The organism is Duganella sp. GW821-FHT07G03, from assembly GCF_059418605.1.
Map to the genome: position 1 here is coordinate 94,924 of NZ_JBWKQE010000020.1, position 23,456 is coordinate 118,379.

A 23,456-nucleotide genomic window follows, 5' to 3' on the forward strand; every position below is an offset into this window, starting at 1 on the left:
CCCCGGCAAGGCAGCAGTCTTTCCTTCTCGACTGCCACCACGGATGTGCCGCTCAGGTTGGCGATCATGTCACTATCGTGGATTCCCCTTTTGACATACAGCAATCAACAACAGCTTTGCGCCCGATTTAAAGGCGATGGCTAGCGCTATTCTTCATGCAGGTCGATCTCGGCCCGCTCCTTCTCGCTCATGCCCAGCCAACGGCGATGCAGCATGCGCTCCAGCGGCTGGCCCACGAAAAACAGCAGCAGCACCAGGATCAGGCCGATGCCGGCGATCCGCCACGCGCCCATGCCGCAGGTGATGCCGATGCCAGCCGTCACCCAGATCGAGGCCGCCGTGGTCAAGCCCTTGATCTTCGAGGTCTCATGGTGGAACACGATCACGCCGGCGCCCAGGAAGCCGATGCCGGTGATGACGCCCTGGATGGCCCGGCTCAGCGCATCGTGGCTGAACTCACCGGACACCGAGACGAACTCCATGCTGGCCGTGGTGACCAGCGCCGCGCCCAAGGCGACCAGGCCCAGGGTTTTCATGCCGGTGGGCTTGCCGCGCAGATTGCGTTCGAGGCCGATGACGCAACCGAATAGCATCGCAATCACCAGCCTGCCCGCCACGCTCCAATAATCAATCATGCGATGCCTGTTCAGGCCCCTTCTGCTTGCGGCGCCGCTTCTTGGGCGCCAGCATGGTGCCGGTGCAGCCCGGCGCGCCGCAGCGGCAGGCGAAGGAGCGCTTGATGGCCGGCGTGTGGCGGCCATCGTAGATCAGCGGATAGGAATAGCTGAGCTCCTCCCCGCACTTGATGTCGTGCAGCGCATAGATGTAGATGCGGCCCTCGTCCTCGATGGCCTGGCAGTTGGGCTCGCACGAGTGGTTGATGTAGCGCGCCTCGTTGCCCTGGTCGCCGCCGTCGATGACGTTGCCGTTGGCCAGGCTGAAGAAGAAGGTGTGGTTGTGCGGCATGTCCTGCTCGGCCGCGCGCTCCAGCGCCACCGACCACGAAATCTCGCGGCCGGTGTATTCGATCACGCATTCGCTGACCGCGATATCGCGGTTGGCGAACACGCCCCGGCCATGCACCGGCGAGATCCTGACCACATAGGCCAGTTGGTCGGACAATTCCGCAGGACTTTCCAGGACGTTTTCAGTGAGCATAGGTACGGGTAAGGTTAAGTGGCATCGTCGCCAGGCGGCTTGAACAGGTCTTCCAGGTCGGCGCGGCTGGTGGGCTTGCGCACCACGTCGCGCCGGCCGGTGAATTCATCCTCGATATGATCGCGATAATAGCTCCAGGCGGCGGCCGAGGTCGACAGCTTGCGCCACACCTCGTTGCCCACGCCCGAATACTCGATGGCGCGGCCGTCGTCGAACTCCACCCGCAGCATGCGATCGCGCGCATCGTACCCGATGGCGCGCAGCTTGCCGGCATTGATGCGTTTCATTTCCATACAGCCTCCTCAGGCCTTGCGAGCTCCATGCACCATTTGACGGGCCTGCTTGCGCAGCAGGGCCTGGTCCCAGCGCTGTTTCTGCTCTTCGGTTTCCGGCGCCAGCGTCGGCACCTCGACCGGTTTGCGGCTCTCATCGACCGCCACCATCGTAAAGTAGCAGCTATTGGCGTGGCGCACCAGACGCTGTTGAATGTTTTCCGTCACCACGCGGATGCCGACCTCCATCGAGGTGCGGCCGGTGTAGTTGATCGACGCCAGGAACGTCACCAGTTCGCCCACGTGTATCGGTTGCAGGAACATCACCTGGTCCACCGACAGCGTCACCACATAGCTGCCCGAATAGCGGCTGGCGCAGGCGTAGGCCACGCTGTCGAGGTACTTGAGGATGGTGCCCCCGTGGACGTTGCCGGAAAAATTGGCCATGTCCGGGGTCATCAGGACGGTCATGCTCAGTTCGTGCGCGGTCCAGCTCATCGGTTTTTCCATTGCATACTCCCTAGTTGTTTTCTCCATGCTATCCGCTAAGCTTGTCATTCGCAAATAGTTATCAAAAACAACTGGTGGACTGTAACGATTAAATTGGGAGCGAAGGACGCGCGGGCGGCGCGCAGGGCAAGGCGCAAAGCGCAGCGATAGCTAGCTATCGCGAGCATTTGCAACGGTGCAGCGGGGACTCGTGGGGCAAGGCCCCGCACCCGCGCAACGGTTCGCCCCTGCAAGGGCGAACTCCTGCCGCCATGCGCGTCGCCTGCGCGGCAGGCGCTACCGATTTAATCGTTACAGTTCACCAACTTTATCGTATGCTTTGCGCTTCACGTCCTAAGGAGCACTCATGAAATGGAAAGTCCTGGCCGCCAGCATCATGCTCGGCGCGGCCGCCACCGCCCAGGCCGTTACGGCCGACGAGGTGCACACCTTCACGCTGGCCAACGGCATGAAGTTCATCGTGCTGGAATCGCACACCATCCCCAACGCCAATATGTACACGTTCTGGAAGGTCGGTTCGCGCAATGAAGCGCCCGGCATCACCGGCCTGTCGCACTTCTTCGAACACATGATGTTCAACGGCTCGAAGCACTTCGGCCCGAAAATGTTCGACCGCACCATGGAAGCCAAGGGCGGCTCCAACAACGCCTACACCAGCAACGACCTGACGGTGTACCAGGACTGGTTCCCGGCCTCGTCGCTGGAGACCATCTTCACGCTGGAGAGCGACCGTATCGCCCACCTGAGCATCGACCCGAAGATGGTGGCCAGCGAGCGCGGCGTGGTGCTGTCCGAGCGCAGCACCGGCCTGGAGAACTCCAACATCCGCGCGCTGCGCGAGGAAATCAACGGCGTCGCCTTCCAGGCCCACCCGTACTCGTGGCCGGTGATCGGCCACGAATCCGACATCAAGGCCTGGACCCAGGACGACCTGCAACGCTACTTCACCACCTACTACGCGCCCAACAACGCGGTGTCGGTGATCGTCGGCGACGTCAAGACCGACGACGTCAGAAAGCTGGCCACCAAGTACTTCGGCGGCATCCCGAAACGCGCGCTGCCGCCGGCGGTGCGCACCGTGGAGCCTGAACAGAAAGGCGAACGCCGCGTGTTCGTCGCCAAGGAATCGGCCACCTCGGCCAACCTGGTGGTGGCCTACAAGGTCCCGGCCGCCAACAGCGCCGACTACTACGCGCTGGAAGTGCTGCAAAGCATACTGGGCGACGGCAAGACCTCGCGCCTGTACAAGACGCTGGTCGAGCAGCAGCTCGCCACCCAGGTCAGCGCCAGCAGCATGGACGGCTTCGATCCGGGCCTGCTCTACCTGTCGGCCGTGGCCACCGCCAAGACCGAACCGGCGCAGCTGGAAAAAGCCCTACTGGCCGAGGTCGACAACGTCGTGAAGAACGGCGTGACGGCGGACGAGCTGCAAAAGGTCAAGAACCAGAAGCTGCTGAACCTGTACCGCGAGCAGGAAACCATCAACGGCAAGGCCCAGCAGCTGGGCAACTACGAGGTGTTCTTCGGCGACTACACGAAAATGTTCGACGCCCCGGCCGCCTACGAAAAACTGACGACCGCCGATATCCAGGCCGTCGCCGCCAAATACCTGAAAAAATCGCAGCGCACCGTCGGCGTGCTGGCCGCGAAGGAGGATTGATACATGAGCATCAAAGTGAACATCAAAGCAACCGCAATGGCCGCCGCCGTGCTGGCCGCCATCGGCGCCGCGCCGCTGACCGGCGCCGCAGCAGCTGAATTTCGCCTGCCATCGTTCGACACCCTCACCCTGCCCAACGGCCTGACCGTGTACCTGATGGAGCGCCATGAAGTGCCGCTGATCTCGGTGCGCGCCGTGGTCAAGGCCGGCGCCGTCAACGACGCCACGCAGCCCGGCCTGTCCAACCTGACCGGCGACGCCCTGCTGTTGGGCAGCAAGGCCCACAACAAGACCGCCATCGACCAGGCCTTCGACTTCCGCGGCGCCCGCCTGGCAGGCGGCGCCGGCACCGAGGCCAGCACCGTGCAGGCGAACTTCGCCCGCGCCGACAGCGCCACGCTGCTGCCGCTGTTTGCCGAGATCATCCAGCAACCAAGCTTCGACGAGGCCGAGCTGGCCAAGCTGCGCGACCGCAAGGTCAACGGCCTGAAGCAGGCCAAGGAAGCGCCGCGCAATGTGGTGGGCAACTACTACCGCGCCATGCTGTTCGGCGAGACGCCATATGCGATCCCGGCCAGCGGCACGGTCAGCAGCGTGGGCGCGCTCAAGCAGGCTGACGTGCAGGGCTACTACCAGCACTACTACCGTCCGGACAACGCCGCCATCATCGTGGTCGGCGATTTCCAGGCGGCCGAGATGCGCAAGCAGATCGAATCGCTGTTCGGCGCCTGGCAGGCCAGCGGCCCGGCGCTGCCGCAGCAGGACAACGGCAAGGTGCAGGCCGACAAGGCGCGCGTGTGGCTGGTCAACAAACCGGACGCGATCGAGACCACCTTCCTGATCGGCGGCGTCGGCATCGCCCGCAACGACCCGGACTATGTGCCGCTGCAAGTGCTCAACACCATCGTCGGCGGCCGCTTCACCTCGTGGCTGAACGACGAGCTGCGCGTCAATTCGGGCCTGACCTACGGCGCCCGCAGCGAGTTCGCCACCCTGTCGCAGACCGGCACGTTCGCCATCTCCAGCTTCACCGCGCTGCCCAAGACCGAAGCGGCGCTGGCGTTGGCGCACAAGACCTACCAGCGTTTGTGGGACAAAGGCATCGACCAGGCCACGCTGGAATCGGCCAAGGCTTACGTCAAGGGCCAGTTCCCGCCGCGCTACGAGACCAGCGAGCAGCTGGCCGGTTTGCTGGGCGATATGTACGCGTCCAAGGTCGGCCGCGAGCAGATCGACAACTTCATGAAGGATGTCGACAGCCTGACGCCGGAACGCGCCAAGGCGTTGGTGGACAAGCACTTCCCGCGCAAGAACCTGCAGACGGTGCTGGTGGGGAAAGCCGAGGCCATCCGCGAGATCGCCAAGACCTACGGCGAGGTGACCGAGCTGCAAATCGGCGCGGACGGCTTCCAGCCGCGCTAAGCCAGTTTGGACATGGCGCCGGCCGGGTCCAGCTGGCGCGCCAGTTGTTCGACGTCGCCCGCAGTGCCGGGGATGGCGTCGACCACCAGCGCCAGCTGGTCCCATGCGGCCGTGCTGGCGCCGGCCTTCAGCGCCTGCTCGGCCAGGTGCGCCAGGCCGGACAGGCGGTCGGCACCCACGGTGCCGGCCAGGCCTCGCAGCGTGTGCAGCAAGGGCATCGCCTCGTCGAGATTCCTGTCGGCGCAGGCCGCCTGCAGCTGGGCCGCCATATTGCCCGCCTCCGCCGCAAAACTGCGCAACGCCATCAGATACACCGAATGCAGGCCGCCCAACCGCTTCAGCGCGGCGGCGCTGTTGATGCCGGCTTCCGCCAGCGGCGCCGCGCCGGCCGTATCGGCGGCCGCGGCTTCCATGGCCGCCCCTACCGGAGCGCGCCCGCTGCGCGCGTGCTTGCGTATCACCGCAATCAACTGCACCAGGTCGAACGGCTTGCCGATGTGGTCGACCATGCCCGCGTCCAGCGCGGCGACGCGGTCGGCCGGCATGGCGTTGGCCGTCATCGCCACGATGGGCGGCGCCTGCGCGCCCAGCCTGCGCTGGATCGCCAAGGTCGCTTCGTAGCCATCCATCTCCGGCATCTGGATGTCCATCAGGATCAGGTCCGGCAGCGTACCGGGGCGCGACACGGCGGCCAGCGCCATCTGGCCGGAACTGGCCACCTCGACTTCCGCGCCATCGTTGCCGAGCAGTTCGCTGGCGACTTGCTGGTTGGCCGGATTGTCGTCCACCAGCAGCAAATGCAGGCCCTCCAGCCGCCGCAGCGACGGCAGCGCCACGGCGGCCAGCGGCGCCCGCTTTTCCATGCGCGCCTCGGCCACCGCGTCGAACAACATCGACGCCGTGACCGGCTTGACCACGAAGCCATCCAGCACCGGTTCCATTTCCAGATGGCGCTGGGCCAGCAGTTCGCGGTCGTGCGCGGTCACCATGACGATCAGCGGCAGCTTGCCGTGCGGCGCCAGCTTGCGGATCTCGCAGCTGGTTTCCCAACCGTCGAAGGCCGGCATGCGCCAGTCGATGAACACCACGTCGTAGGCGCGCTGCTGGGCCATGCGCGCCGCCACGGCGGCCAGCGCCTCGCGGCCGCCCTCGGCCACGTCGACCTGCCAGCCGAACGAGGCCGCCATTTCGCTCAGCACCATGCGCGCCACCGGGTTGTCGTCCACCACCAGGCAGGCCAGGTCCTGCAACAACGGATGCTCGGGCGACGTCGACGCCATGTCCAGCGCCTCGGCCGGTGTGGTGGCGACGCCGCAATCGACGGTGAATTCGAACACGCTGCCCTTGCCCAATTCGCTGGTCACGCTCAGTTCGCCGCCCATCAGGCGCACCAGGCGCTGGCTGATCGCCAGGCCCAGGCCGGTGCCGCCGAAGCGGCGCGCGGTCGAGGCCTCGGCCTGCGAGAAGCCGTCGAAGATGCGCCGGCTCTGCTCCGCCGAGATGCCGATGCCGCTGTCGCGGATGGCGAACGCCACCGACAGCGTGGTGGCGCTGCGCGCCAGCAGCCGGGCCGCCAGCACCACCTCGCCCTGCTCGGTGAATTTGATGGCGTTGCCGGCCAGGTTGAGCAGGATCTGCTGCAGGCGCAAGGCGTCGCCCACCACCAGCGCCGGCAGTTGCGGATCGATGCGGAACAGCACTTCGATGTTCTTGTTGCCGACGTTGGCCGACAGGATCACCGCCAGGTCGCGCCACAGCTTGTCGAGCCGGAACGGGTGCGGATCGAGCGCCAGCTTGCCGGCCTCCACCTTGGAAAAATCGAGGATGTCGTTGAGCAGTCCCAGCAAGGCGCTGGCGGCCGCCTGGGCCTTGGCCGCGTAGTCCTGCTGGCGTTCGCTCATCTCGGTTTGCTGCAGCAGTTGCAGCATGCCCAGCACGGCGTTCATCGGCGAGCGGATTTCATGGCTCATGTTGGCGACGAACTCGGACTTGGCGCGGCCGGCCTTGTCGGCCTCCTCCTTCGCCAGCAGCAGCGCGTCGTGCGCGGCGCGCGCCTCGGTGTGGTCGGTGCTGCTGCCCACCCAGCCCAGCACCGCGCCGTCGCCGTCCTTTTGCGGCAGCGCGTGGTTGTCGAACACCCGCCAGGCGCCGTCGGCGCGGCGCAAGCGGCAATCGCAGCGGAAGGCGTCGCCGGCGGCCCTGGCGCGCCGCCACTCGGCCAGCAGCGCAGGACGGTCTTCCGGATGCAGCACCGGCGCCCCGTCGCCGGCCGCGATCAGCAGCGCCGACGGCACGCCGCTGAAGCGCTCCCAATGGTGGCTCATGAAATCGAGGCGGATCTGCGGCGTGACGGTCCACACCATTTGCGGCAGACCCTCGGTCAGCGAGCGCCAGCGCGATTCCGACGCCGTCAGCCGCGCCATCGACGCTTGCAGCGCGCGGTCGGCCTCCACCAGCTGCTGCACCGACTGGTATTGCTTGCGCATGGCAAACCAGACGCCGGCCAACAGCGCCGCCGCGATGGCCACCAGCACCGCCAGGAACAGCATGGCGTTGCGCACCTCCCGGCGCCACGGCGCCAGGAAATCCTCGCTGGCCAGCCCCACCGCCACATAGATCGGATAGCTGCCGATGCGCGCCAGGCTGACCGTGCGTTCGCGGTTGTCGCGTTCGCTGAGGATGGTGTAGGTGTCGCCCTTGTGCTTGCCATCGAGGATGGACTGGGTTTGCGGCGAGACCTCGATGGTGCTGCCGATCGGCATGCCCTCGACCTGGGGATGGCGGTGCAGCACGCGGCGGCGGTCGTCCAGCAGCAAGATGGAACCGTTGGCGCCGACGTTCAGCGACGAGAACAGCTCGGTCAGGCGCGAACTGTTCATCAGCACGTAGGCGGTGCCGCCGAAGCTGCCGTCCGCCATGGTCAGCGGGTAGACCAGCGGCAGCACCCATTCACCGCTGATGCGCGACTTGACCGGCACGCCGATAATCAGATCGTGCTCGACCTTGGCGCGCGGGAAGAATTCGCGCACGGACAGGTCTTGCGGATGGGCTGGATCGACCTGTTCGCCATAGATCACGCGGCCGGCGGCGTCGGAGCCGCGCACCGCCTGCGCGTTCGGGATGCGTTCGCGCAGGGTGCGCAGGTAGGCGCTGAACTGCGCGTCGTCGAAGCGTCCGGCGGCGTGCATGGCGCGGAACTCGACGCCGGCGCGGCGCATCGCCAGGTCGACCTCTTCGAAATGGGAGTGCAGGAAGTTTTCCAGCGAGACCGACAGGTTGTGCGCCGTCTCGGCCGCATTGGCGTAGTAGCGCGCCTGGCTCACTTGCAGCACATGGCCGACGAACAGGGACACCAGCAGCAGCACCGCGGCCACCGCCGCAACGAGTACGCCGAACAGTTGACGGGATTGCTGCAGCGTGTGCACTTTCATGGCGGCTGGCGGTCTCTTCTTGTTTTAATGCCTCTACATTAACGCAAAAAAAACGCCCCGGAGGAGCGTTTTTGGGTCTTACAAGCCTTGCTTGGCGATATCGGCCAGCGACTCGCGGCCCTTGTCGCTGATATCGTAGCCGCCTTCGGCGCGTGGCACGATGTGGGACTTCTTGCCGAGGAATTGGGCGACGTCGGCGTCGAGGACGCTGGCCGGATCGGCCTCGACGGCGCGCAAGCCCAGCACGCAACGGCGCAGGAACAGGATTTCCTCGCCCTTGTCGGTGAGCGAAATGCGGCCGTTCTTGGCGATGGTGAACAGCTTGATGCCGGTCAGGCGCTTGGTGTTGCGTCCGACGCAGGCGCTGACGCGCTCGCCCTTGATGCCGCGCTTCACTTCATCGAGTGCGTTGTATTCGTCTTGCGTTAATTTCTCGTTCTTCATTGCCATTTTATCCATAAGAGACTGCTGCGGCCCTCATGGTACGCGCCCGGCGCAGCGACGGCAAGACAATGCGCCTTGCCGACGCCTCCGACACGCGATCGGAGGCGGCATGGCCGCCTCAAAACGAGAATAAAGTGTGGTTCAAAACGCTCGTATCGCCAGCCAGATCAGGCCGATGGTGGCAAATGCCGCTACACAAATCAGGGCTTGAACACGCTTCGCGCTGAAGGCGACGCTACGACGGCCGAGGTAGATCTTGTTGTGTAAGGAATTGCCCATGATGCTCTCCGTGAGAGGGTGAATCGGTGACATGACTTAATTATAGAAACTCTTTGATTCCCCTAGTGTGACGGTCAGCACAAAGTTTAAAATATGTATCCGTTGAGCAACAACTATCACACTTTCTCACGGGGTAACACGGTCAGGTTTTGATCGGAGCTTGCTTGGGTTGCGGCTCTTCGATGGGCGCCTGGTCGGGCAGCGGCATATTGTCCGGCGGCGGATCTTTTTCCGGCTGCGGCGGCGGCATATCGGGCTCGGGCGTGGTGTGGGCGCGGATGTTCATGGGACTGTCCTCCTTGAAGTGGAAATAAGCTGTTCAAGAGGCAGATTAGGAGAAGCGGCGGATAAACAAGTGGCCGAGTGCCGGCCAGCGTGCGTTGCCGCACGCTGGCCGTCGCTTCACCGGTGTTAGATGGGAAATATTTGCGCGGCGATCTGGTCCCAGTTGTCGCGCGGAGCGCTGGTCGGGACTTGCTGCATGCAGAACATGACGTCGGAATCCGGCCGGACCAGCATGCAGGCCGTCAGCTGGCGCCGCAATGTGGACGGGCTGATGTCGCCGATCGCGCCGTAGGATTCGAGCAGCGCCTTGAGCAGCACGGGGCTGCCTTGCGCCATGAAGATCATCGGCGTCAACAGCTCGAAGCGGTCGCTGTTGCCGACGATCGCGTCGCCGAAATCCAGCAGGCCGGTCAGCTTCCAGCAGCCCTCTTCCTGCTTCGCCATCAGGTTCCACGGATGGATGTCCATGTGGATGAAGCGCAGCGTTCCCTGTTGCGCAAAGTCCTGCGCCGCAGCGATATACGGCAGCACCTGGTCCTGCAAACCCTCGGGCATCATCCGGCGTTGATGCCGCGCCATGCAACCATCCACCAGACCTTGCACATACGACGGCCAATCCACCTTGATCGCAATATCGTCATCGAACGTCACGGCGCGCAATTCGCGCAAAACTTGCCCGGTCTGCAGCATGATCGCGCGTTTCTGTTCGATCGCCAGCGTCGGCCACACATCCGCAAGCACAACGCCGTCCAGGCGCGTCGTTATCACGAAGACCCAGTCATCGACTTCGCCACTGCCGATCAAGCCCGGCGTTTGCAAGGACAGCTTGCCTTCCAGTAGCGGGGCAACCAGTATTTCCTTGTCGCCCTGCCGGCGCCAATTGGGCGGCACCAGCTTGACGATCACATCCTTCAGGCCGAACAGGGCGTTCGATCCTTGCGGGATTTTCTCCCACGGACCGTCCGCCAGGCCGAACGCCTGCCGCAGATGGTCGAGCACCGGCAGCCAGGACGTCAGCGGCGTATTTTCGATGAAGTCGCGGCAGGCGGCGTTGTCGACGCCTCGCGGCAGGCAATTGAGCAAGGCTTTCATTTGATGCGGAAGATCACGTCCACGGTCTGGGTCCATTGCAGCGTCTGGATCGACAGGAAATCTTTTTCCGCCGAGTTGGCTGCGGTGCCGCGCGTACGATTGTTGTAGAAGTCCACCGGCAGCAGCCCAACGGCGTTGGTCAGGTTGCGCAGCTGGCCGGACGAGATGGCCGTCACCGCGCCCACCTTCTTGCCGAAGCCGGCCGCCATGGCCTCGGCGCGCCGCCGCGCGTCCTTGATCGCCGCGGCGGTCAGGTCCTGCTCGGTCTGGAGGCGGTCGCTCTTGCCGAAACCGGTGCTCATGTGGTCGATATTCGGCTTGCCCAGCAGGCCCTGCATGATGGCGCGCCACTTGGTCAGGTCGCGCACGACCACGTGCACGGCGCTGCGGATCTCATATTCGGGCGACGCGCTCGGATCGGGATTGGCGGACTTGCGCATTTCCTTGCGCATGTCGCGAAAGCTCACCTCGGCCTCGGTATCCTTGCCGGGATCACCGCCCTGCTCGGCCAGCAAGGCCTGCACTTCCGCCACGCGCGCCTGCACCACGGCCACGGCGGCGTTGGTGTCGGCGTCGAAGGCGCTGATGTCGAAATCGATCTCGCCCATGTCCGGCATGACCCGCAGGAAGCCTTCGCCGCCGACGTGGATGAAGGGATAATCCGGCAGGTTGGAAGCGTGTGCGGCCAACGGCAACAGGGCAAGGGCAAGTGCGAGTTTCTTCAGCATTGAGTGGCTTTCAAGAGTGAAAGCTGGAGTATCCAATACTTTTTACTATTTAACAACTTGCAAAAAGTGGGGACATACCCATTTGCCACTCCAACAACAATCACTCAGGGGAAGAACATGCTGGCTCCAAGACGTCCGCGCTCGGTGCATGACAACCGCCCGGTCGCGGTACAAGTGGTCAAGCAGGAAAAATCGGGCGCCGTCGATAAGCATGTGCTGATTGTCGAAACGCCCAAGCTCAAGCCCGCGCCGCCGAAAACGAAATAAACTATTTAGCTTTGTTGATCTCGGCGATCAGCAGGAAGGCTTCGTGGTGGATGGCCTGCTCGGCGGCCTTGAATTCCTGGTTGGCTTTGACGAAGGACGGCTTCTTCAGCTCGGCCTTTTCCTTGGCGCTCGGCGTCGGGTCGGCGGGATACAGGCGCGGCGGACCGTTGTAGGTCTGGGCCAGCACTTTCTGGCCGTAGCTGGACTGGTAGTACTGGGTCATCTCGACCGCCGTCTCGGTGCTGAGCAGGCGCGCCACCGGCAGCGCCATGCGGCTGTAGATGGTTTCGGCTGGCAGCTTGTCGAGCTTGGCCATCATCAGCTCGCGCTGGGCCGGGCTGGGGTACTTGCTCATGCCGGCGGTGGTGCGCAGCATTTTCTCGGCCTGCATGGAGGCCAGCAGGTCGTGCGCGGCCTTGACCTGGGTGGCGTCCGGCGCGGCGGGGGCCGCGGCATTGGCCAACATGGCGCTCATCAGCAAACTGGTTGCGGCCAGCATTTTTATTGATTTCATGTCTGCTCCTTGGATGGTGGTGTTGGCATGCATGATATTGCTAAAGTCGCAAACATGGCCACTTAATTGATGCGTAGAATGTCGGCTCACACAGACTACGAGGTCCCACCATGCAGCACACGCCACTAAACGACGACGAATACGATGCGCTGGACGCGATGCAGGACGTGTCCTGGTTGGAAGGCTTCCTGACCGCCATCGTCATCGGCCCGAGCAAACCGGCGCCGGAAAGCTGGCTGCCGGCGGCCTTGAAAAATCCCGCCGCCGAGCCGCTGGCGCTGCGCCACTACCACTACATGCAAACCTGGATGAGCAAGGACCCGGCCAGCTTCGAGCCGATCTACGAATGCGGCGGCAACTGGGGTCCCGAGCAATGGTGCGAAGGTTTCGCGGCCGGCATGCAGGTGGACGCGGCGGCCTGGGCGCCGCTGCAGGCGGCCCATCCGGAATGGCTGGCGCCGTTCCAGCGCGAAGGCGCGGGCGAAGACGAAACATGGGCCGACGCGGTGACGCCATCGGTCATCCAGATCAACGCCTACTGGCATCCGCCGAAAGGCCCGAAAGTCGGCCGCAACGATCCCTGCCCTTGCGGCAGCGGCAAGAAGTACAAGAAGTGCTGCGGCGACGCCGCTTAAACGTGGAACTCGAAGAACTCGCGCCAGTCGTCCGAGGCTTGCGCGAGTAATTGTTCGCGCTCGTCCGGCGTGGCGTTATGCCAGTACGGCATCCAGAGCCAGGTCCACCAATACTCGAGGCTGCCTTGAAGGCTTCCGTAGATCGCCGCGTCGATCTCGGGAAAGGCAAGCCACGGCGCCGGTGGACGCAGGCGCATGGCGTCCAGCGCCCGAAGCAATGCTATGGAGTTGGTCGCCAGCTCAATGACGCTGCCGCCAAACTCCGGCCGCGCCGCGTGGCGCGTGATGCAGCCCGCATCGTTGGCGTGCGCGGCCAGCAAGTTCAGTAGGCTTGGCAGGTCGTCGTCCGTTACCACGAACTGGCAGTGATAGACCTTGCCGTGGCGGCTGTCGACCAGCTCCTTGAACGGATAGTCTGCAAGCCCTACAACGACGGGCAGGTCAACCAATGGTATCGGTCTGCTGGGAGGCGATCAGCACGGCGCCGCAGGAGGTCTTCATCCCTTCCACGGCGGTGCTGATGCCCATGATGGTGTGCGTGACCGCGCCTTCGACGATGGTCTGCGTGCCCCGGCACTTGGGGCAGCTGACCTTGTGGCCGACGCCGGCCACCGGCTTGCCCATCACGATCACGTCCTGATGGCCTTCCAGTACCGTGCCGTGGTGCGACGTCTTGTCGCCCAGCCTGATAATTGCTTTCCCGCCCATATCGCCTCGCACTGATTCAATGCGGCGATCATAGCATTGCTATTTTCGCTATGTCGCACGGAAGCAGAAAACCTGGACGAAAAAAAAGCTTCCTCCCGGAAGCTTTTTTTCTCTACTGCTATTCGTGGCGGAGAGGGTGGGATTCGAACCCACGGTACGATTTAACGTACGCTTGATTTCGAGTCAAGTACATTCGACCACTCTGCCACCTCTCCTGGTGGTACATTTTTCTTACAGCAGCGTTTTGTGGCGGAGAGGGTGGGATTCGAACCCACGGTACGATTTAACGTACGCTTGATTTCGAGTCAAGTACATTCGACCACTCTCTGCCACCTCTCCGTTTTCCCACCTGCTGCTGCGAGAAGGCAAGATTATAGCAGGCCGCCGGGAAAAAGGAAGGGCTATTTTACGCCTTCAGGTGAGTCAATCCACCCATGTACGGACGCAGCACCGCCGGAATCTCCACCGAGCCGTCGGCCTGCTGGTAATTCTCCAGCACCGCGACCAAGGTGCGGCCGACCGCCAGGCCCGAACCGTTGAGCGTGTGCAGCAGTTCCGGCTTGCCCTGGGCGTTGCGGAAGCGCGCCTGCATGCGGCGCGCCTGGAAGGCTTCGCAGTTCGACAGCGACGAGATTTCACGGTAGGTGTTCTGCGCCGGCAGCCACACTTCCAGGTCGTAGGTCTTGGTGGCGCCGAAGCCCATGTCGCCGGTGCACAGCGACATCACGCGGTACGGCAGACCCAGACGCTGCAAGATGGTTTCCGCATGGCCGACCATTTCGTCCAGCACCGCGTACGAGGTGTCCGGATGCACCACCTGCACCATCTCGACCTTGTCGAACTGGTGCTGGCGGATCATGCCGCGGGTGTCGCGGCCGTAGCTGCCCGCTTCCGAGCGGAAGCATGGGGTGTGCGCGGTCATCTTCAGCGGCAGCGTGTCGGCCGCCACGATCTCGTCGCGCACCAGGTTGGTCAGCGTGACTTCCGAGGTCGGGATCAGGTAGAAGTTCTCGCCCTCGCCTTCCGCGCCGCCTTTTTTCACCGAGAACAGGTCGGCTTCAAACTTCGGCAGCTGGCCGGTGCCGCGCAGCGAATCGGCGTTGACCATGTACGGGGTGTAGCACTCGGTGTAGCCGTGCTCGTCGGTGTGGGTGTTCAGCATGAACTGCGCCAGCGCGCGGTGCAGACGGGCGATGCCGCCTTTCATGACCGAGAAGCGCGAGCCGGTCAGCTTGGTCGCCACATCGAAATCCAGGCCCAGCGGGGAGCCGACATCGACGTGATCCTTGACTTCGAATTCGAACGTGCGTGGCGTGCCGACCTTGCGCACTTCAACGTTGCCGCTTTCATCCGTGCCGACCGGGACCGATTCGTGCGGCACGTTCGGGATCGCCTGCATGAAATCGCCCAGCTTGGCCTGCACTGCCGACAGCGCCGTTTCGTTGGCCTTGAGCTCGTCGCCCAGGCCGGCCACTTCCGCCATCAGGGCGGTGGTGTCTTCGCCCTTGCCCTTCATCATGCCGATCAGCTTGGACTGCGAGTTGCGCTTGCCCTGCAGCTCTTCGGTGCGCGTCTGGATCGCTTTGCGTTCGGCTTCGAGGGCGTTGAAACCGTCCACGTCGAGCTGGAACTTGCGGGTCGCCAGGCGCGCGGCGACGTTGGCTATATCTTTACGGAGAAGTTGGATATCAATCATGGGGAACAAGTGCCGTGGTATCGAAAACGACAATTGTACCAAGAGGATGCCACTTCCCTGCGAGTTTTGAACAGCCCGCCGGCTGCGGGGATTACAGTGCAGCTTTTTCGGCGGCGGTCAGGCGCTTGGCGGTCACGGTCACGACTTGCATTTTGGCGGTCGAGACGGCGACTTTGGCGGCTGGGGCGACCGGGGCGACAGCGGTGTCGGCGGCGGTGGCGAAGGTCGTGGCGGCGGCCAGTACGGTAGCGGCGACGAAGATGATTTCCATGTTTTTAGCGATGTTCATGATGTACTCCTTCAGGTGGTTGGTTTCGCGTTGTTTTGTAACGCTGCTTGGTATGGTTGTACTGTACCTAAAGGCCCTACGCGTCGCCATCGGGATGCGACGAAGCGCCGGAAACGGCGCCTGAAGTGCTAAAAACGGGTCGGAAACGAAAGAATCAGGAGAGATTCAGGCGGCGCTGCGCAGCACGGCCGGCCGGTCGGCATGCCGGTGCACCAGCTCGCCCAGGGTGGCGATGGCGGCCTGGGTGCGCGGTCCCCAGGGATTGCCGCAGTTGAGGCGCAGATAGTTGCGGAACTTGCCCGTGGCGGAGAACAGCTGTCCCGGCATAGACGCCACGCCGGCCGCCACGGCGTCGCCGTGCAGGGCCAGGGCGTCGACCTGCTCCGGCAGGCTGACCCACACCACGAAGCCGCCCTGCGGCTCGGACACCGTGCACTGGTGGGGAAAAGTCTCGCAGATCGCGTCCGACATGCGGGCGATGCGCTGCGACAGCGCGCGCCGCATCTTGCGCACCTGGTTCTCATAGGCGCTGCCGGTCAGGAAATCGGCCAGCACGGCCTGGAAGAAGTGGCTGGTGGCGCCGCTGGAGATCATCTTCTGCACCACGATGTCCTGCGCATAGCGCCCCGCCACCACGTAGCCGACCCGCGAACCGGGACTGATGGCCTTGGAAAACGAGGCGCACAGCATCACGTGGCCGCTGGTGTCGTAGGCCTTGACCGGCCACGGCCGCTCCGGCGTGAAGCACAGGTCGCCGTAGACGTCGTCCTCGATCAGCGGAATATCGTGCTGCGACAGCAGATTGGCCAGCCGCTTCTTGTTCGCCTCCGGCATGATGCAGCCAAGCGGATTATTGGCGTTCGGGATCAGCAGCACCGCCTGCACCAGGCCGGCGTTCATCGCCAGCTCCAGCGCGTCGATCGACGGCCCGGTCTTCGGATGGGTGGGTATCTCCAGCGCCTTCATGCCCAGCGACTCGATCAGCTGCAGCAGCACGAAATAGGTGGCCGACTCGATCGCGATGGTGTCGCCGGCCTTGGCCACCGCCCGCAGGCACAGGCTGAGCGCCTCGGTGCAGGAGCCGGTGACGACGATCTCGTTCAGGTCCAGGTGGCCCCAGTCCAGCGCGCGGCGGGCGATCTGGCGGATGAACTCCGGATGGTTGGTGTCGTAGCAGCTGACCGTGCTCAGCAGCCCGGGATCGCGCCGCGCCACGGCCGCCACGGTTTTCTGCATGCGCTTCATCGGCAGCAGTTCCTGCAGCGGCCAGGCCGAGCCCATCTGCACCAGGCCGGGGTCCTCGTTGGCCCTCAGCACCCGCATCAGCAGGTTGTTGATGCCGACATAGGCCGGTTCCTGCAAGTGCTCGGCGTCGGTCATCACCACGCTCATGCGCGGGCGATGGCGCACGTAGTAGCCGGCCTGCGGCTTGGCGTCGACCAGGCCGCGGTCCTCCATCAGCCGCAGCGCCTGCATCACGGTGCTGACCGACAGGCGCTTCTGCTGCGCCAGGTGGCGGATCGACGGCAGCCGGTCGCCCGGCGCAAACACGCGGCTGGCGATCAGCCCGCCCAGTTCGTTGGCCAGGTTTTCATACAGAGTGAGTTGATGGGACATGCGGCTATTGTGGCCCCGCCCCGCCCGGTGGCGACAGGTACAGCGAGCGCAAATTTCGACCATAACAGTTTAGTCCATTCGCCATTGTGACGGTCACAATTTCGATTTGCTGCATCTGTTATGGTCGGCCGCCGCTGCGTATTCTGGTTGCACGAATCACCACTGCAGGAGTCGCAAATGAAACCGGAATTACTCGCACTGACGCAGGGACAGGCCGAATACAGCCTGTCGGAGAACCATCCCCTGCGCATCGCCGGCGCGGCGGGCCGCCACATCGAATGCCTGGCCGGCACCGCCTGGATCACCGCCTACGGCGAACATACCGACTTCATGCTGCGCCAGGGCCAGAGCTTCGAGGTGCCCAACGACGGCCTGACCTTGATCGACGCGGTCGGCCCGCGCGCGGTGCGGGTGCGCCTGCCGGCCGACACCGAAGTGCCGCACGGCTGGGCGGCGTTCCAGGCCAGGTTCGCCTCGGCGCTGCAGGGGTGGGGATTGTAGGATTTCACCTACGCAACTAATCGTGCGCCGTGATATCCCCGGACTATGTACGATGTATCAACAGTACAGACACCGAGGAGAATAACTTGAACCAGCCATTCCTGAAAATAGCCGCCGCCGGCGCCGTCATGATGATCGCCGCAGGTTGCTCGACCCTGGGCGGCCCGCCCAAGGACGAAGCACCGCCGCCGGCCAACCCGGCCTTTGCCGGCGAGATGGCCAAATTCAACGCCCAGTTCCCGAACGACAAGGCGAGCAAGTACGAGGAAGTGTCGATCAACTTCAACAACTCGAACAAGCTCGACGAACGCGGCAACTGCCACGACAAATCCAAGTATCCGGTGGTGATCGTGCTGACGCTGGACTCCGCAGGCAAGGTCATCCGCAGCACCACCGACGTCGACAACAGCAAGGCCGAATGCTTCCGCCAGGCCTACGCCTCGGCCCAGCTGCCGGCGCCGCCGTTCGCGCCCTACCTGAAACCGATCAAGCTGCGTTAGTAGCTCAGGCCGCGATCAGGCCGCCGCGTCCTGCTCGGCGGCTTCGTCGTTGTCGGCCGGTTTTTCCAGCCAGCCCAGCACCACTTCATTGAAGCGCTCGGGCTGGCGCAGCATCGGCCAGTGGTCGGTGTTGAAGCCCACCACCTTGCAGCCCTCTTTCGCCGCCAGCTTGTCGGCCCACGTATCGGAATGGAACATGAAGGGCTTGCGGGCGCCATAGATGAACAGCATCGGCACCTGCGGCACGAAGCGCGCCATATTGCGGTAGGAGCCGGCCTCGCCGGCGGCCATGATGTAGTACGGGAAGTTCATCTTGACGCTGATGTATTCCTTCGGCGACGGTACGTGCAGCACGCGCGCCATGTAGCGCGTCATCATATTGCCGATCGGTCCGCCGATCGCCCAGGCCAGCGCCAGCGTGCCCTGGTAGCCCTTGACCATCATTTTCTGCGACAAGGTGCGTGCATCCTGCACCGCCTTCGACTGCGCGTCGCCGATGTCGACGCCGATGATGGCCGACACCGCCTGCTTGTTGCGCATATAGTATTCGTAGCCGAACATGCAGCCCCAGTCGTGCAGCATCAGGATCACCTTCTGCTTCTGGTTCACGCTGTTGACGATGTAGGAAATCAGGCGGATGGTGGCGTCGAGCGAGTAGGCGCGGCGCGGCTTGTTGATGTCGAAGCCAGGCAAGGTGAAGCGCACGCAACGGTAGCGGTGCTTGAGTTCTTCAACCTGGGCATCCCACACGCGGTAGGTATCCGGCCAGCCGTGTATCATCACGATGGTCTCTGCGCCCTCGCCTTCGCTATAGACTTCGATGCCGTCAACCTTGGTCACCTGCTGCATGCTGCTCCTCGTTCACCGCTTCCACAATCCTTCATCTTACAACATTTGAACCCGGCCGAAATCATCGATCAGGTCCAACACTTGCTGCAATTGTTCGATGTGGGGGAAATGTCCAGCCTCGTCGACGACGGCGAACACGGCGCCGGGCATGCTGTCGCACAGGCGTCGTCCATACGCCACATCCACGATGCCGTCGCTGGCACCCCAGGCCACCAGTGCCGCCACCCGCAGCCCGGCCAGACGCGCCCGCAGGGTCGGATCGTGCATAAAGGGCTGTCCCGCGTACACGCGCAGCGCGGCATGATTGGCCGCCATCATCGCGGCGCCTTCAGGCGTTGTCGGGGCCAGCGAATAACGCTGCGGATGGTGGAAGGCCTTGGCCGCGCGCTCGGCAGGCGCCAGTCCGGCTGGATCGACGATGGCGCCGTCGATGCCGACCGCGTTGAGCAGCACAATACCCGCCACCCGCTGCGGTTGCAGCAACGCCATTTCCGCCGCGACCCAGCCGCCGAAGGAGCTGCCGACGATGACCACGTCCCTTATTTCCAGCCGGTCGAGCAAGTCCAGGTAGGCGTGGGCCAAATCGCCCGCGCTGGAAAAGTGCTCCGGCCTCGGCTCGCCATTGAAGCCCGGATGCGTGGGCGTGAGCACGCGCGCCTTGGCCGACAGCGCGCCAGCCAACCCAGCCATCGAGGCCGGCCCGGCGCCGCCGTGCAGCAACAGGTAGGCCCGCCCCTGCCCTTGGTCGGCCAGCGCGACCGTCAGCGTATCGTTCAGTAATTGCAGTTTCATGTGATCTCCATTTAATATAAACATCTTTATATAAATATGTTTATATGTCAAGCCGATCTTGACAGCGGAGTAGCGATATATAAATATGTTGAGATGACTATTTCCCTCGAAGCCCTCGGCCTGCTGGTGAAACAAGCCCAGCACCGCCAACACCGCGCCCTGGAGGCGCAGCTCGCCCCGCTGGGCGTGAGCCTGGTGCAATGGAACGCGCTGCGCGAAATCGACCGCCATCCTGGCAGCACCATGCACGGGCTGGCCGAACTGACCTTCAATTCGGACCAGGCTTTCGGCACGCTGGTGACGCGGCTGATGAAGATGGGCTTGGTGGCGCGCCAGCCGGGCCAGGGCCGGGCCATGCTGCACACGCTGACGCCGGCGGGCGCGGCCAAGCTGCAGCAATGCCAGCAGGTCGTGCCCAAAGTCACCAGCGATAACTTCGCGCCGCTGTCCCAGGCCGACCGCAAGGAATTGTCGCGCCTGTTGACCTTGCTGGTCGACAGCGACGCCTAGGTTTTCGCCCGCACCCGCAAGACGCGCTCGGCGCCGACCTGGTTGACGGCAAAACCATTGCGCCCGGCAGCCTTGACGCCATACAGCGCCTGGTCCGCCGCGCGCATGACTTCATCGACCGTCACCGCCGGACTGGTCGTGAGCGCGATGCCGATGCTGGCCGTGACCCGGCGTTGCGTCGCGCCGCACGGGAAGGGTTCATGCATGGCCTCCACAATCTTCCGCCCCAGCACATCGATTTCGGTATTCGAGGCCAGCTGCTCGAACACGATCACGAATTCATCGCCGGCCAGGCGCGCCACCGTATCCGTGGTGCGCACCGAGGCCGTCAGGCGCCGGGCGAACTCCACCAGCACCTGGTCGCCGGCGGCGTGGCCCAGCGTATCGTTGATCTCCTTGAAGTGGTCGACATCGAGGAAGGCCAGCCCCACCTGCTGGCCGGCGCGCGCGGCCCGCGCCAGCGCCTTCGGCAGGAAATCGTCGAACATGCGGCGGTTGCCGATGCCGGTCAGCACATCGGTGGTGGCCAGCCGGTGCAGCTCCAGCTCGGCGCGCGCGCGGCTTTGGGACAGCGTATAGAACGCCCGGCTGAGGTGGCCGAACTCGTCGCCCCGGTCCACGTCGAACACTTCGATACTGGCCCTGCCGGCGCTGATGTCCTCCACGTGCCGATGCAGCCGGCCCAGCGGTTGCAGCAACTTCTTGGTGACCGCCCAGCCGAACAGTCCGGCCAGTCCGGTCAATATCGCCGCCCCGACAAAGGCACGCAGCCGGACATTGCGCATCGGCGCGAAGGCGCTCTCGACCGGATAGGACAAGGCGATGGTCCACGGCGCTTCGCGCAGATGCTTATGCACCAGCAGCACCGGCACGCCATCGTCGAGGATGCCGTCCTGCCAGCCTTCGCCGTCCTGCAAGGCAGCCTCCAGCACGGTGCCGACACCGTCGTCGCCCTTTTCCAGCAGCAGCTTTTTATTGGGATGGTGAACGATCACACCATCGTCGGTGACGATGAACAGGTAGCCCTCGGAACTGGTGCGCAGCGAGTCGATCTGAGCGGAGAACGACGGCCGCAGCAGGTCGATCGCCCCCAGCAGGACGCAGACGATCTTGCCGCTGGCGTCGCGCAGAGGCTGGGTCAACACGAACACCGGCTTCCCCGACAGCACGCTCTTGAACGGCGCCGAGATCACACCCTCCTTCAGCCGCAAGGTCTCCTGGAAGTACTTGCGGTCGGAGATGTTGATGCGCTTGGCGTTGCGGTCGCGCAGGCTGGCGACCAGGTTGCCGGCGGCGTCGAAGGCGGTGACATTGAAAAATTCTTCGCGCAGGGATTCGTGGGTTTCCAGTTCCTGCTGTATCTGGTCCAGCGTCAATTCATGCGCCTGGAACTGCTCGGCCAACAAGCGCAGCAGCTGCCGCTTGTCCTGAAGATCGCTGTCGATCAGGGCGGTTGCGCTGGTCAGCAGCGACAACTCCTGGCGCGCGATCACCTGCCGCAGTTCGGTCTCGGCGATGAGCAGGGAAATGCCGCCCGTGCCGATGCCCGCGACCAGCACCAGCGCGATCACCAGGGCGGTGATCTTGAACTTAAAGCTTAAAAAGAAGCCAAATAAAGGCCGCATGAGAACTCCTGAAGTGCAAGCCCGTCAGGACACTGCGGATCGAATGGACTGGCCATCGTTGCACGCGGGAGTTCGGCGGCACTATGTGTTACCAGTATATTACGCCAGTTGTGCAGCGCGCCGATTCCGTTGCCATGAAACAACGTAGTTAGGGCAACATCGTCCAGAACATGGCCAGCACCGCCAGCGCCATGGCCGCCGTCGCGCCCCAGCCCAGTATCCGCAGGCGGCGGCCGATCACGAAGCGCCCCATGATGGCGGCGCGGCCGGCCATCAGCATCATCACCACCATGATGGGCACCGAGATCACGCCATTGATCACCGCGCTCCAGTACAGGGCCTTGATCGGGTCGATGGCAGTAAAGCCCAGCAGGATGCCGACGATGGTGGAGACCGCGATGATGCCGTAGAAGCCCTTGGCCTGCGACGCCGTTTTCTCAAGTCCCTTTTCCCACTGGAAGGCGCCCGCCACCGCGTAGGCCGCCGAGCCGGCCAGCACCGGCACCGCCAGCATGCCGGTGCCGATGATGCCGGCGCTGAACAAGGCAAACGCAAACTCGCCGGCCAGCGGACGCAAGGCGGCCGCCGCCTGGGCCGAGGTGTCGATCGCGGCGATGCCGTGCAGGTGCAGCGTCACCGCCGTGGTCAACATGATGAAGAACGCCACCAGGTTGGAAAAACCCATGCCGATCACGGTGTCGACCTTGATGCGGTGGAAATTGGCGCGCGCCTGCGTCGGCGCGTCGCGCAGCGCCTGCGATTGTGGACAGGCTTGTAATTCCTCCACTTCCTGCGAAGCCTGCCAGAAGAACAGGTAGGGGCTGATGGTGGTGCCGAACACCGCCACCATGGTGGTGATATAGGCCGGCGACCATTCCAGGCGCGGCATGGCGGTGGCCGCCATCACTTGCAGCCACGGTACGTTGACGGTGAACACCGTCGCCACATAGGCCAGCAGGGCCAGCGTCAGCCACTTCAGGAAGCGCACGTAGCGGCGGTATGGGATCAGCACTTGCAGCAGCAGCGAGACCAGGCCGAACAGCGCCGCGTACCAGCGCGACGAGCCGCCGACGATCAGCGTCACCGCCTCGCCCATGGCCGAGACGTCGGCCGCGATGTTGACGGTATTGGCGATCAGCAGCAAGGCGACGATGGCGCGCACCAGCCAGGACGGGAAATGTTCGCGGATATTGCCGGCCAGGCCCTTGCCGCTGACGCGACCGATCTGCGCGCTCACCACCTGGATGCCGACCATCAGCGGATAGGTGAACAAGATCGTCCACAGCATCTGGAAGCCGAACTGGGCGCCGGCCTGCGAATAGGTGGCGATGCCGCTCGGATCATCGTCGGCGGCGCCGGTGATCAGGCCGGGGCCAAGTTTTTTCAGCCAGGTGGCGGCGAAGGCGCGCGCAGGCGCGGTAGCGGTGTGGTAAGCATTCAACATAAGTCATCCAACAACAGAGTTCGCCCGGCAGCGGGCGCAAAACGGAAGCGCGGCGACGCCGGCGCCAGCGATACGGCGGCGCGACGTAGCAACAAAAATGTGGATGGGTGGGACGCGGGCTTGGGCCCGCATCAGACGCCATCATCCGCGGTGAGCAAGATGACGGCAGGGGAAGCTGCGTTATCTTGCCGAGGCGGTGCCAGAGCTGGTCTGGCTACAACTATCACT

The 23,456-nt window shown here is 64.0% G+C and carries 27 protein-coding genes and 2 tRNA genes; 7 read left to right on the forward strand and 22 right to left on the reverse strand.

From position 1 onward, the window contains the following. Positions 1–146: 146 nt before the first annotated feature. Genes AC07OK_RS22690 through AC07OK_RS22705 form a run of 4 tightly spaced genes read right to left on the reverse strand, consistent with a single transcriptional unit; the run spans position 147 to position 1,940 of the window. The gene (locus AC07OK_RS22690; RefSeq protein WP_494692409.1) at positions 147–635 is read right to left on the reverse strand and encodes an MgtC/SapB family protein; all 489 of its coding nucleotides are present in this window, start codon (positions 633–635) and stop codon (positions 147–149) included. After that, entirely contained in the window at positions 628–1,158 is a 531-nt protein-coding gene (locus AC07OK_RS22695; RefSeq protein ID WP_494692410.1) for an SET domain-containing protein, read from the reverse strand. Before AC07OK_RS22695 ends, AC07OK_RS22690 begins: the two co-directional genes overlap by 8 nt. 14 nt (positions 1,159–1,172) lie before the next feature. Beyond that, on the reverse strand, positions 1,173–1,451 hold the full coding sequence (locus AC07OK_RS22700; protein WP_494692411.1) for a KTSC domain-containing protein: 279 nt from the start codon (positions 1,449–1,451) through the stop codon (positions 1,173–1,175). A gap of 9 nt (positions 1,452–1,460) precedes the next feature. Next, on the reverse strand, positions 1,461–1,940 hold the full coding sequence (locus AC07OK_RS22705) for an acyl-CoA thioesterase (protein ID WP_494692412.1): 480 nt from the start codon (positions 1,938–1,940) through the stop codon (positions 1,461–1,463). 346 nt (positions 1,941–2,286) lie between these two features. Here AC07OK_RS22705 and AC07OK_RS22710 point away from each other — a divergent pair, with 346 nt between their 5' ends. After that, positions 2,287–3,600 (forward strand): M16 family metallopeptidase, encoded by a 1,314-nt coding sequence (locus tag AC07OK_RS22710; RefSeq protein ID WP_494692413.1) that lies wholly within the window; start codon positions 2,287–2,289, stop codon positions 3,598–3,600. Positions 3,601–3,603: 3 nt separating this feature from the next. Further along, complete coding sequence (locus tag AC07OK_RS22715) at positions 3,604–5,022, forward strand: M16 family metallopeptidase (RefSeq protein ID WP_494692414.1); 1,419 nt, start codon at positions 3,604–3,606, stop codon at positions 5,020–5,022. Here AC07OK_RS22715 and AC07OK_RS22720 read toward each other — a convergent pair. The 6 genes from AC07OK_RS22720 to AC07OK_RS22745 form a co-directional block, all read right to left on the reverse strand. Beyond that, positions 5,019–8,453, reverse strand: coding sequence for a response regulator (locus AC07OK_RS22720; protein WP_494692415.1), 3,435 nt, complete (start codon positions 8,451–8,453; stop codon positions 5,019–5,021). The two genes, AC07OK_RS22715 and AC07OK_RS22720, sit on opposite strands and share 4 nt — an antisense overlap. A gap of 78 nt (positions 8,454–8,531) precedes the next feature. Next, on the reverse strand, positions 8,532–8,897 hold the full coding sequence (locus tag AC07OK_RS22725; protein ID WP_020705951.1) for a hypothetical protein: 366 nt from the start codon (positions 8,895–8,897) through the stop codon (positions 8,532–8,534). Positions 8,898–9,038: 141 nt separating this feature from the next. Then, positions 9,039–9,176 (reverse strand): hypothetical protein, encoded by a 138-nt coding sequence (locus tag AC07OK_RS22730; protein ID WP_175001208.1) that lies wholly within the window; start codon positions 9,174–9,176, stop codon positions 9,039–9,041. 142 nt (positions 9,177–9,318) lie between these two features. Next, positions 9,319–9,462, reverse strand: a complete 144-nt coding sequence (locus tag AC07OK_RS22735) for a hypothetical protein (protein WP_199538447.1) — start codon at positions 9,460–9,462, stop codon at positions 9,319–9,321. A 125-nt stretch (positions 9,463–9,587) separates the two neighbouring features. Then, entirely contained in the window at positions 9,588–10,553 is a 966-nt protein-coding gene (locus AC07OK_RS22740) for a phosphotransferase family protein (RefSeq protein ID WP_494692416.1), read from the reverse strand. Further along, positions 10,550–11,281 (reverse strand): SIMPL domain-containing protein, encoded by a 732-nt coding sequence (locus AC07OK_RS22745; RefSeq protein ID WP_494692417.1) that lies wholly within the window; start codon positions 11,279–11,281, stop codon positions 10,550–10,552. The genes AC07OK_RS22740 and AC07OK_RS22745 overlap by 4 nt, the downstream gene beginning before the upstream one ends. Positions 11,282–11,398: 117 nt before the next feature. On the opposite strand from AC07OK_RS22745, the gene AC07OK_RS22750 reads away from it, so the two are divergent. After that, on the forward strand, positions 11,399–11,548 hold the full coding sequence (locus AC07OK_RS22750; RefSeq protein WP_217943834.1) for a hypothetical protein: 150 nt from the start codon (positions 11,399–11,401) through the stop codon (positions 11,546–11,548). Between the two features lies 1 nt (position 11,549). On the opposite strand, the gene AC07OK_RS22755 is transcribed toward AC07OK_RS22750, so the two are convergent. After that, on the reverse strand, positions 11,550–12,062 hold the full coding sequence (locus tag AC07OK_RS22755) for a hypothetical protein (RefSeq protein ID WP_494692418.1): 513 nt from the start codon (positions 12,060–12,062) through the stop codon (positions 11,550–11,552). A 110-nt stretch (positions 12,063–12,172) separates the two neighbouring features. Between AC07OK_RS22755 and AC07OK_RS22760 the strand changes: the two genes are divergently transcribed. Then, complete coding sequence (locus AC07OK_RS22760) at positions 12,173–12,697, forward strand: UPF0149 family protein (protein ID WP_494692419.1); 525 nt, start codon at positions 12,173–12,175, stop codon at positions 12,695–12,697. On the opposite strand, the gene AC07OK_RS22765 is transcribed toward AC07OK_RS22760, so the two are convergent. The 7 genes from AC07OK_RS22765 to AC07OK_RS22795 form a co-directional block, all read right to left on the reverse strand. Continuing rightward, positions 12,694–13,146: a hypothetical protein gene (locus AC07OK_RS22765; RefSeq protein ID WP_494692420.1), complete on the reverse strand. Its 453-nt coding sequence runs from the start codon at positions 13,144–13,146 to the stop codon at positions 12,694–12,696. The genes AC07OK_RS22760 and AC07OK_RS22765 overlap by 4 nt on opposite strands. Further along, positions 13,139–13,405 (reverse strand): PAAR domain-containing protein, encoded by a 267-nt coding sequence (locus tag AC07OK_RS22770; protein ID WP_494692421.1) that lies wholly within the window; start codon positions 13,403–13,405, stop codon positions 13,139–13,141. Before AC07OK_RS22770 ends, AC07OK_RS22765 begins: the two co-directional genes overlap by 8 nt. 125 nt (positions 13,406–13,530) lie before the next feature. Further along, a tRNA-Ser gene (locus tag AC07OK_RS22775) sits at positions 13,531–13,620 on the reverse strand. A 32-nt stretch (positions 13,621–13,652) separates the two neighbouring features. Further along, a tRNA-Ser gene (locus tag AC07OK_RS22780) sits at positions 13,653–13,744 on the reverse strand. A gap of 67 nt (positions 13,745–13,811) precedes the next feature. Then, positions 13,812–15,101, reverse strand: coding sequence for a serine--tRNA ligase (serS, locus tag AC07OK_RS22785; protein WP_494692422.1), 1,290 nt, complete (start codon positions 15,099–15,101; stop codon positions 13,812–13,814). A 91-nt stretch (positions 15,102–15,192) separates the two neighbouring features. Further along, positions 15,193–15,390: a hypothetical protein gene (locus AC07OK_RS22790; RefSeq protein WP_217943838.1), complete on the reverse strand. Its 198-nt coding sequence runs from the start codon at positions 15,388–15,390 to the stop codon at positions 15,193–15,195. 165 nt (positions 15,391–15,555) lie between these two features. Continuing rightward, complete coding sequence (locus AC07OK_RS22795; RefSeq protein WP_494692423.1) at positions 15,556–17,007, reverse strand: aminotransferase-like domain-containing protein; 1,452 nt, start codon at positions 17,005–17,007, stop codon at positions 15,556–15,558. Positions 17,008–17,184: 177 nt separating this feature from the next. Between AC07OK_RS22795 and AC07OK_RS22800 the strand changes: the two genes are divergently transcribed. Then, on the forward strand, positions 17,185–17,508 hold the full coding sequence (locus AC07OK_RS22800; RefSeq protein ID WP_494692424.1) for a DUF2917 domain-containing protein: 324 nt from the start codon (positions 17,185–17,187) through the stop codon (positions 17,506–17,508). Positions 17,509–17,594: 86 nt separating this feature from the next. Beyond that, positions 17,595–18,008 carry a hypothetical protein gene (locus AC07OK_RS22805; protein ID WP_494692425.1) on the forward strand — a complete coding sequence of 138 codons (414 nt, stop codon included), beginning with the start codon at positions 17,595–17,597 and terminating at the stop codon, positions 18,006–18,008. Between the two features lie 15 nt (positions 18,009–18,023). Here the strand turns inward: AC07OK_RS22805 and AC07OK_RS22810 are convergent, their stop codons facing one another. Beyond that, entirely contained in the window at positions 18,024–18,857 is an 834-nt protein-coding gene (locus tag AC07OK_RS22810) for an alpha/beta fold hydrolase (RefSeq protein WP_494692426.1), read from the reverse strand. A gap of 36 nt (positions 18,858–18,893) precedes the next feature. Beyond that, complete coding sequence (locus AC07OK_RS22815) at positions 18,894–19,649, reverse strand: alpha/beta fold hydrolase (protein ID WP_494692427.1); 756 nt, start codon at positions 19,647–19,649, stop codon at positions 18,894–18,896. Positions 19,650–19,742: 93 nt separating this feature from the next. Here AC07OK_RS22815 and AC07OK_RS22820 point away from each other — a divergent pair, with 93 nt between their 5' ends. Continuing rightward, positions 19,743–20,159: a MarR family winged helix-turn-helix transcriptional regulator gene (locus AC07OK_RS22820; RefSeq protein WP_494692428.1), complete on the forward strand. Its 417-nt coding sequence runs from the start codon at positions 19,743–19,745 to the stop codon at positions 20,157–20,159. On the opposite strand, the gene AC07OK_RS22825 is transcribed toward AC07OK_RS22820, so the two are convergent. Then, positions 20,156–21,784, reverse strand: coding sequence for a diguanylate cyclase domain-containing protein (locus AC07OK_RS22825; RefSeq protein ID WP_494692429.1), 1,629 nt, complete (start codon positions 21,782–21,784; stop codon positions 20,156–20,158). The genes AC07OK_RS22820 and AC07OK_RS22825 overlap by 4 nt on opposite strands. Before the next feature lie 148 nt (positions 21,785–21,932). Further along, the gene (locus tag AC07OK_RS22830; RefSeq protein ID WP_494692430.1) at positions 21,933–23,228 is read right to left on the reverse strand and encodes an NRAMP family divalent metal transporter; all 1,296 of its coding nucleotides are present in this window, start codon (positions 23,226–23,228) and stop codon (positions 21,933–21,935) included. Positions 23,229–23,456 lie beyond the last annotated feature (228 nt).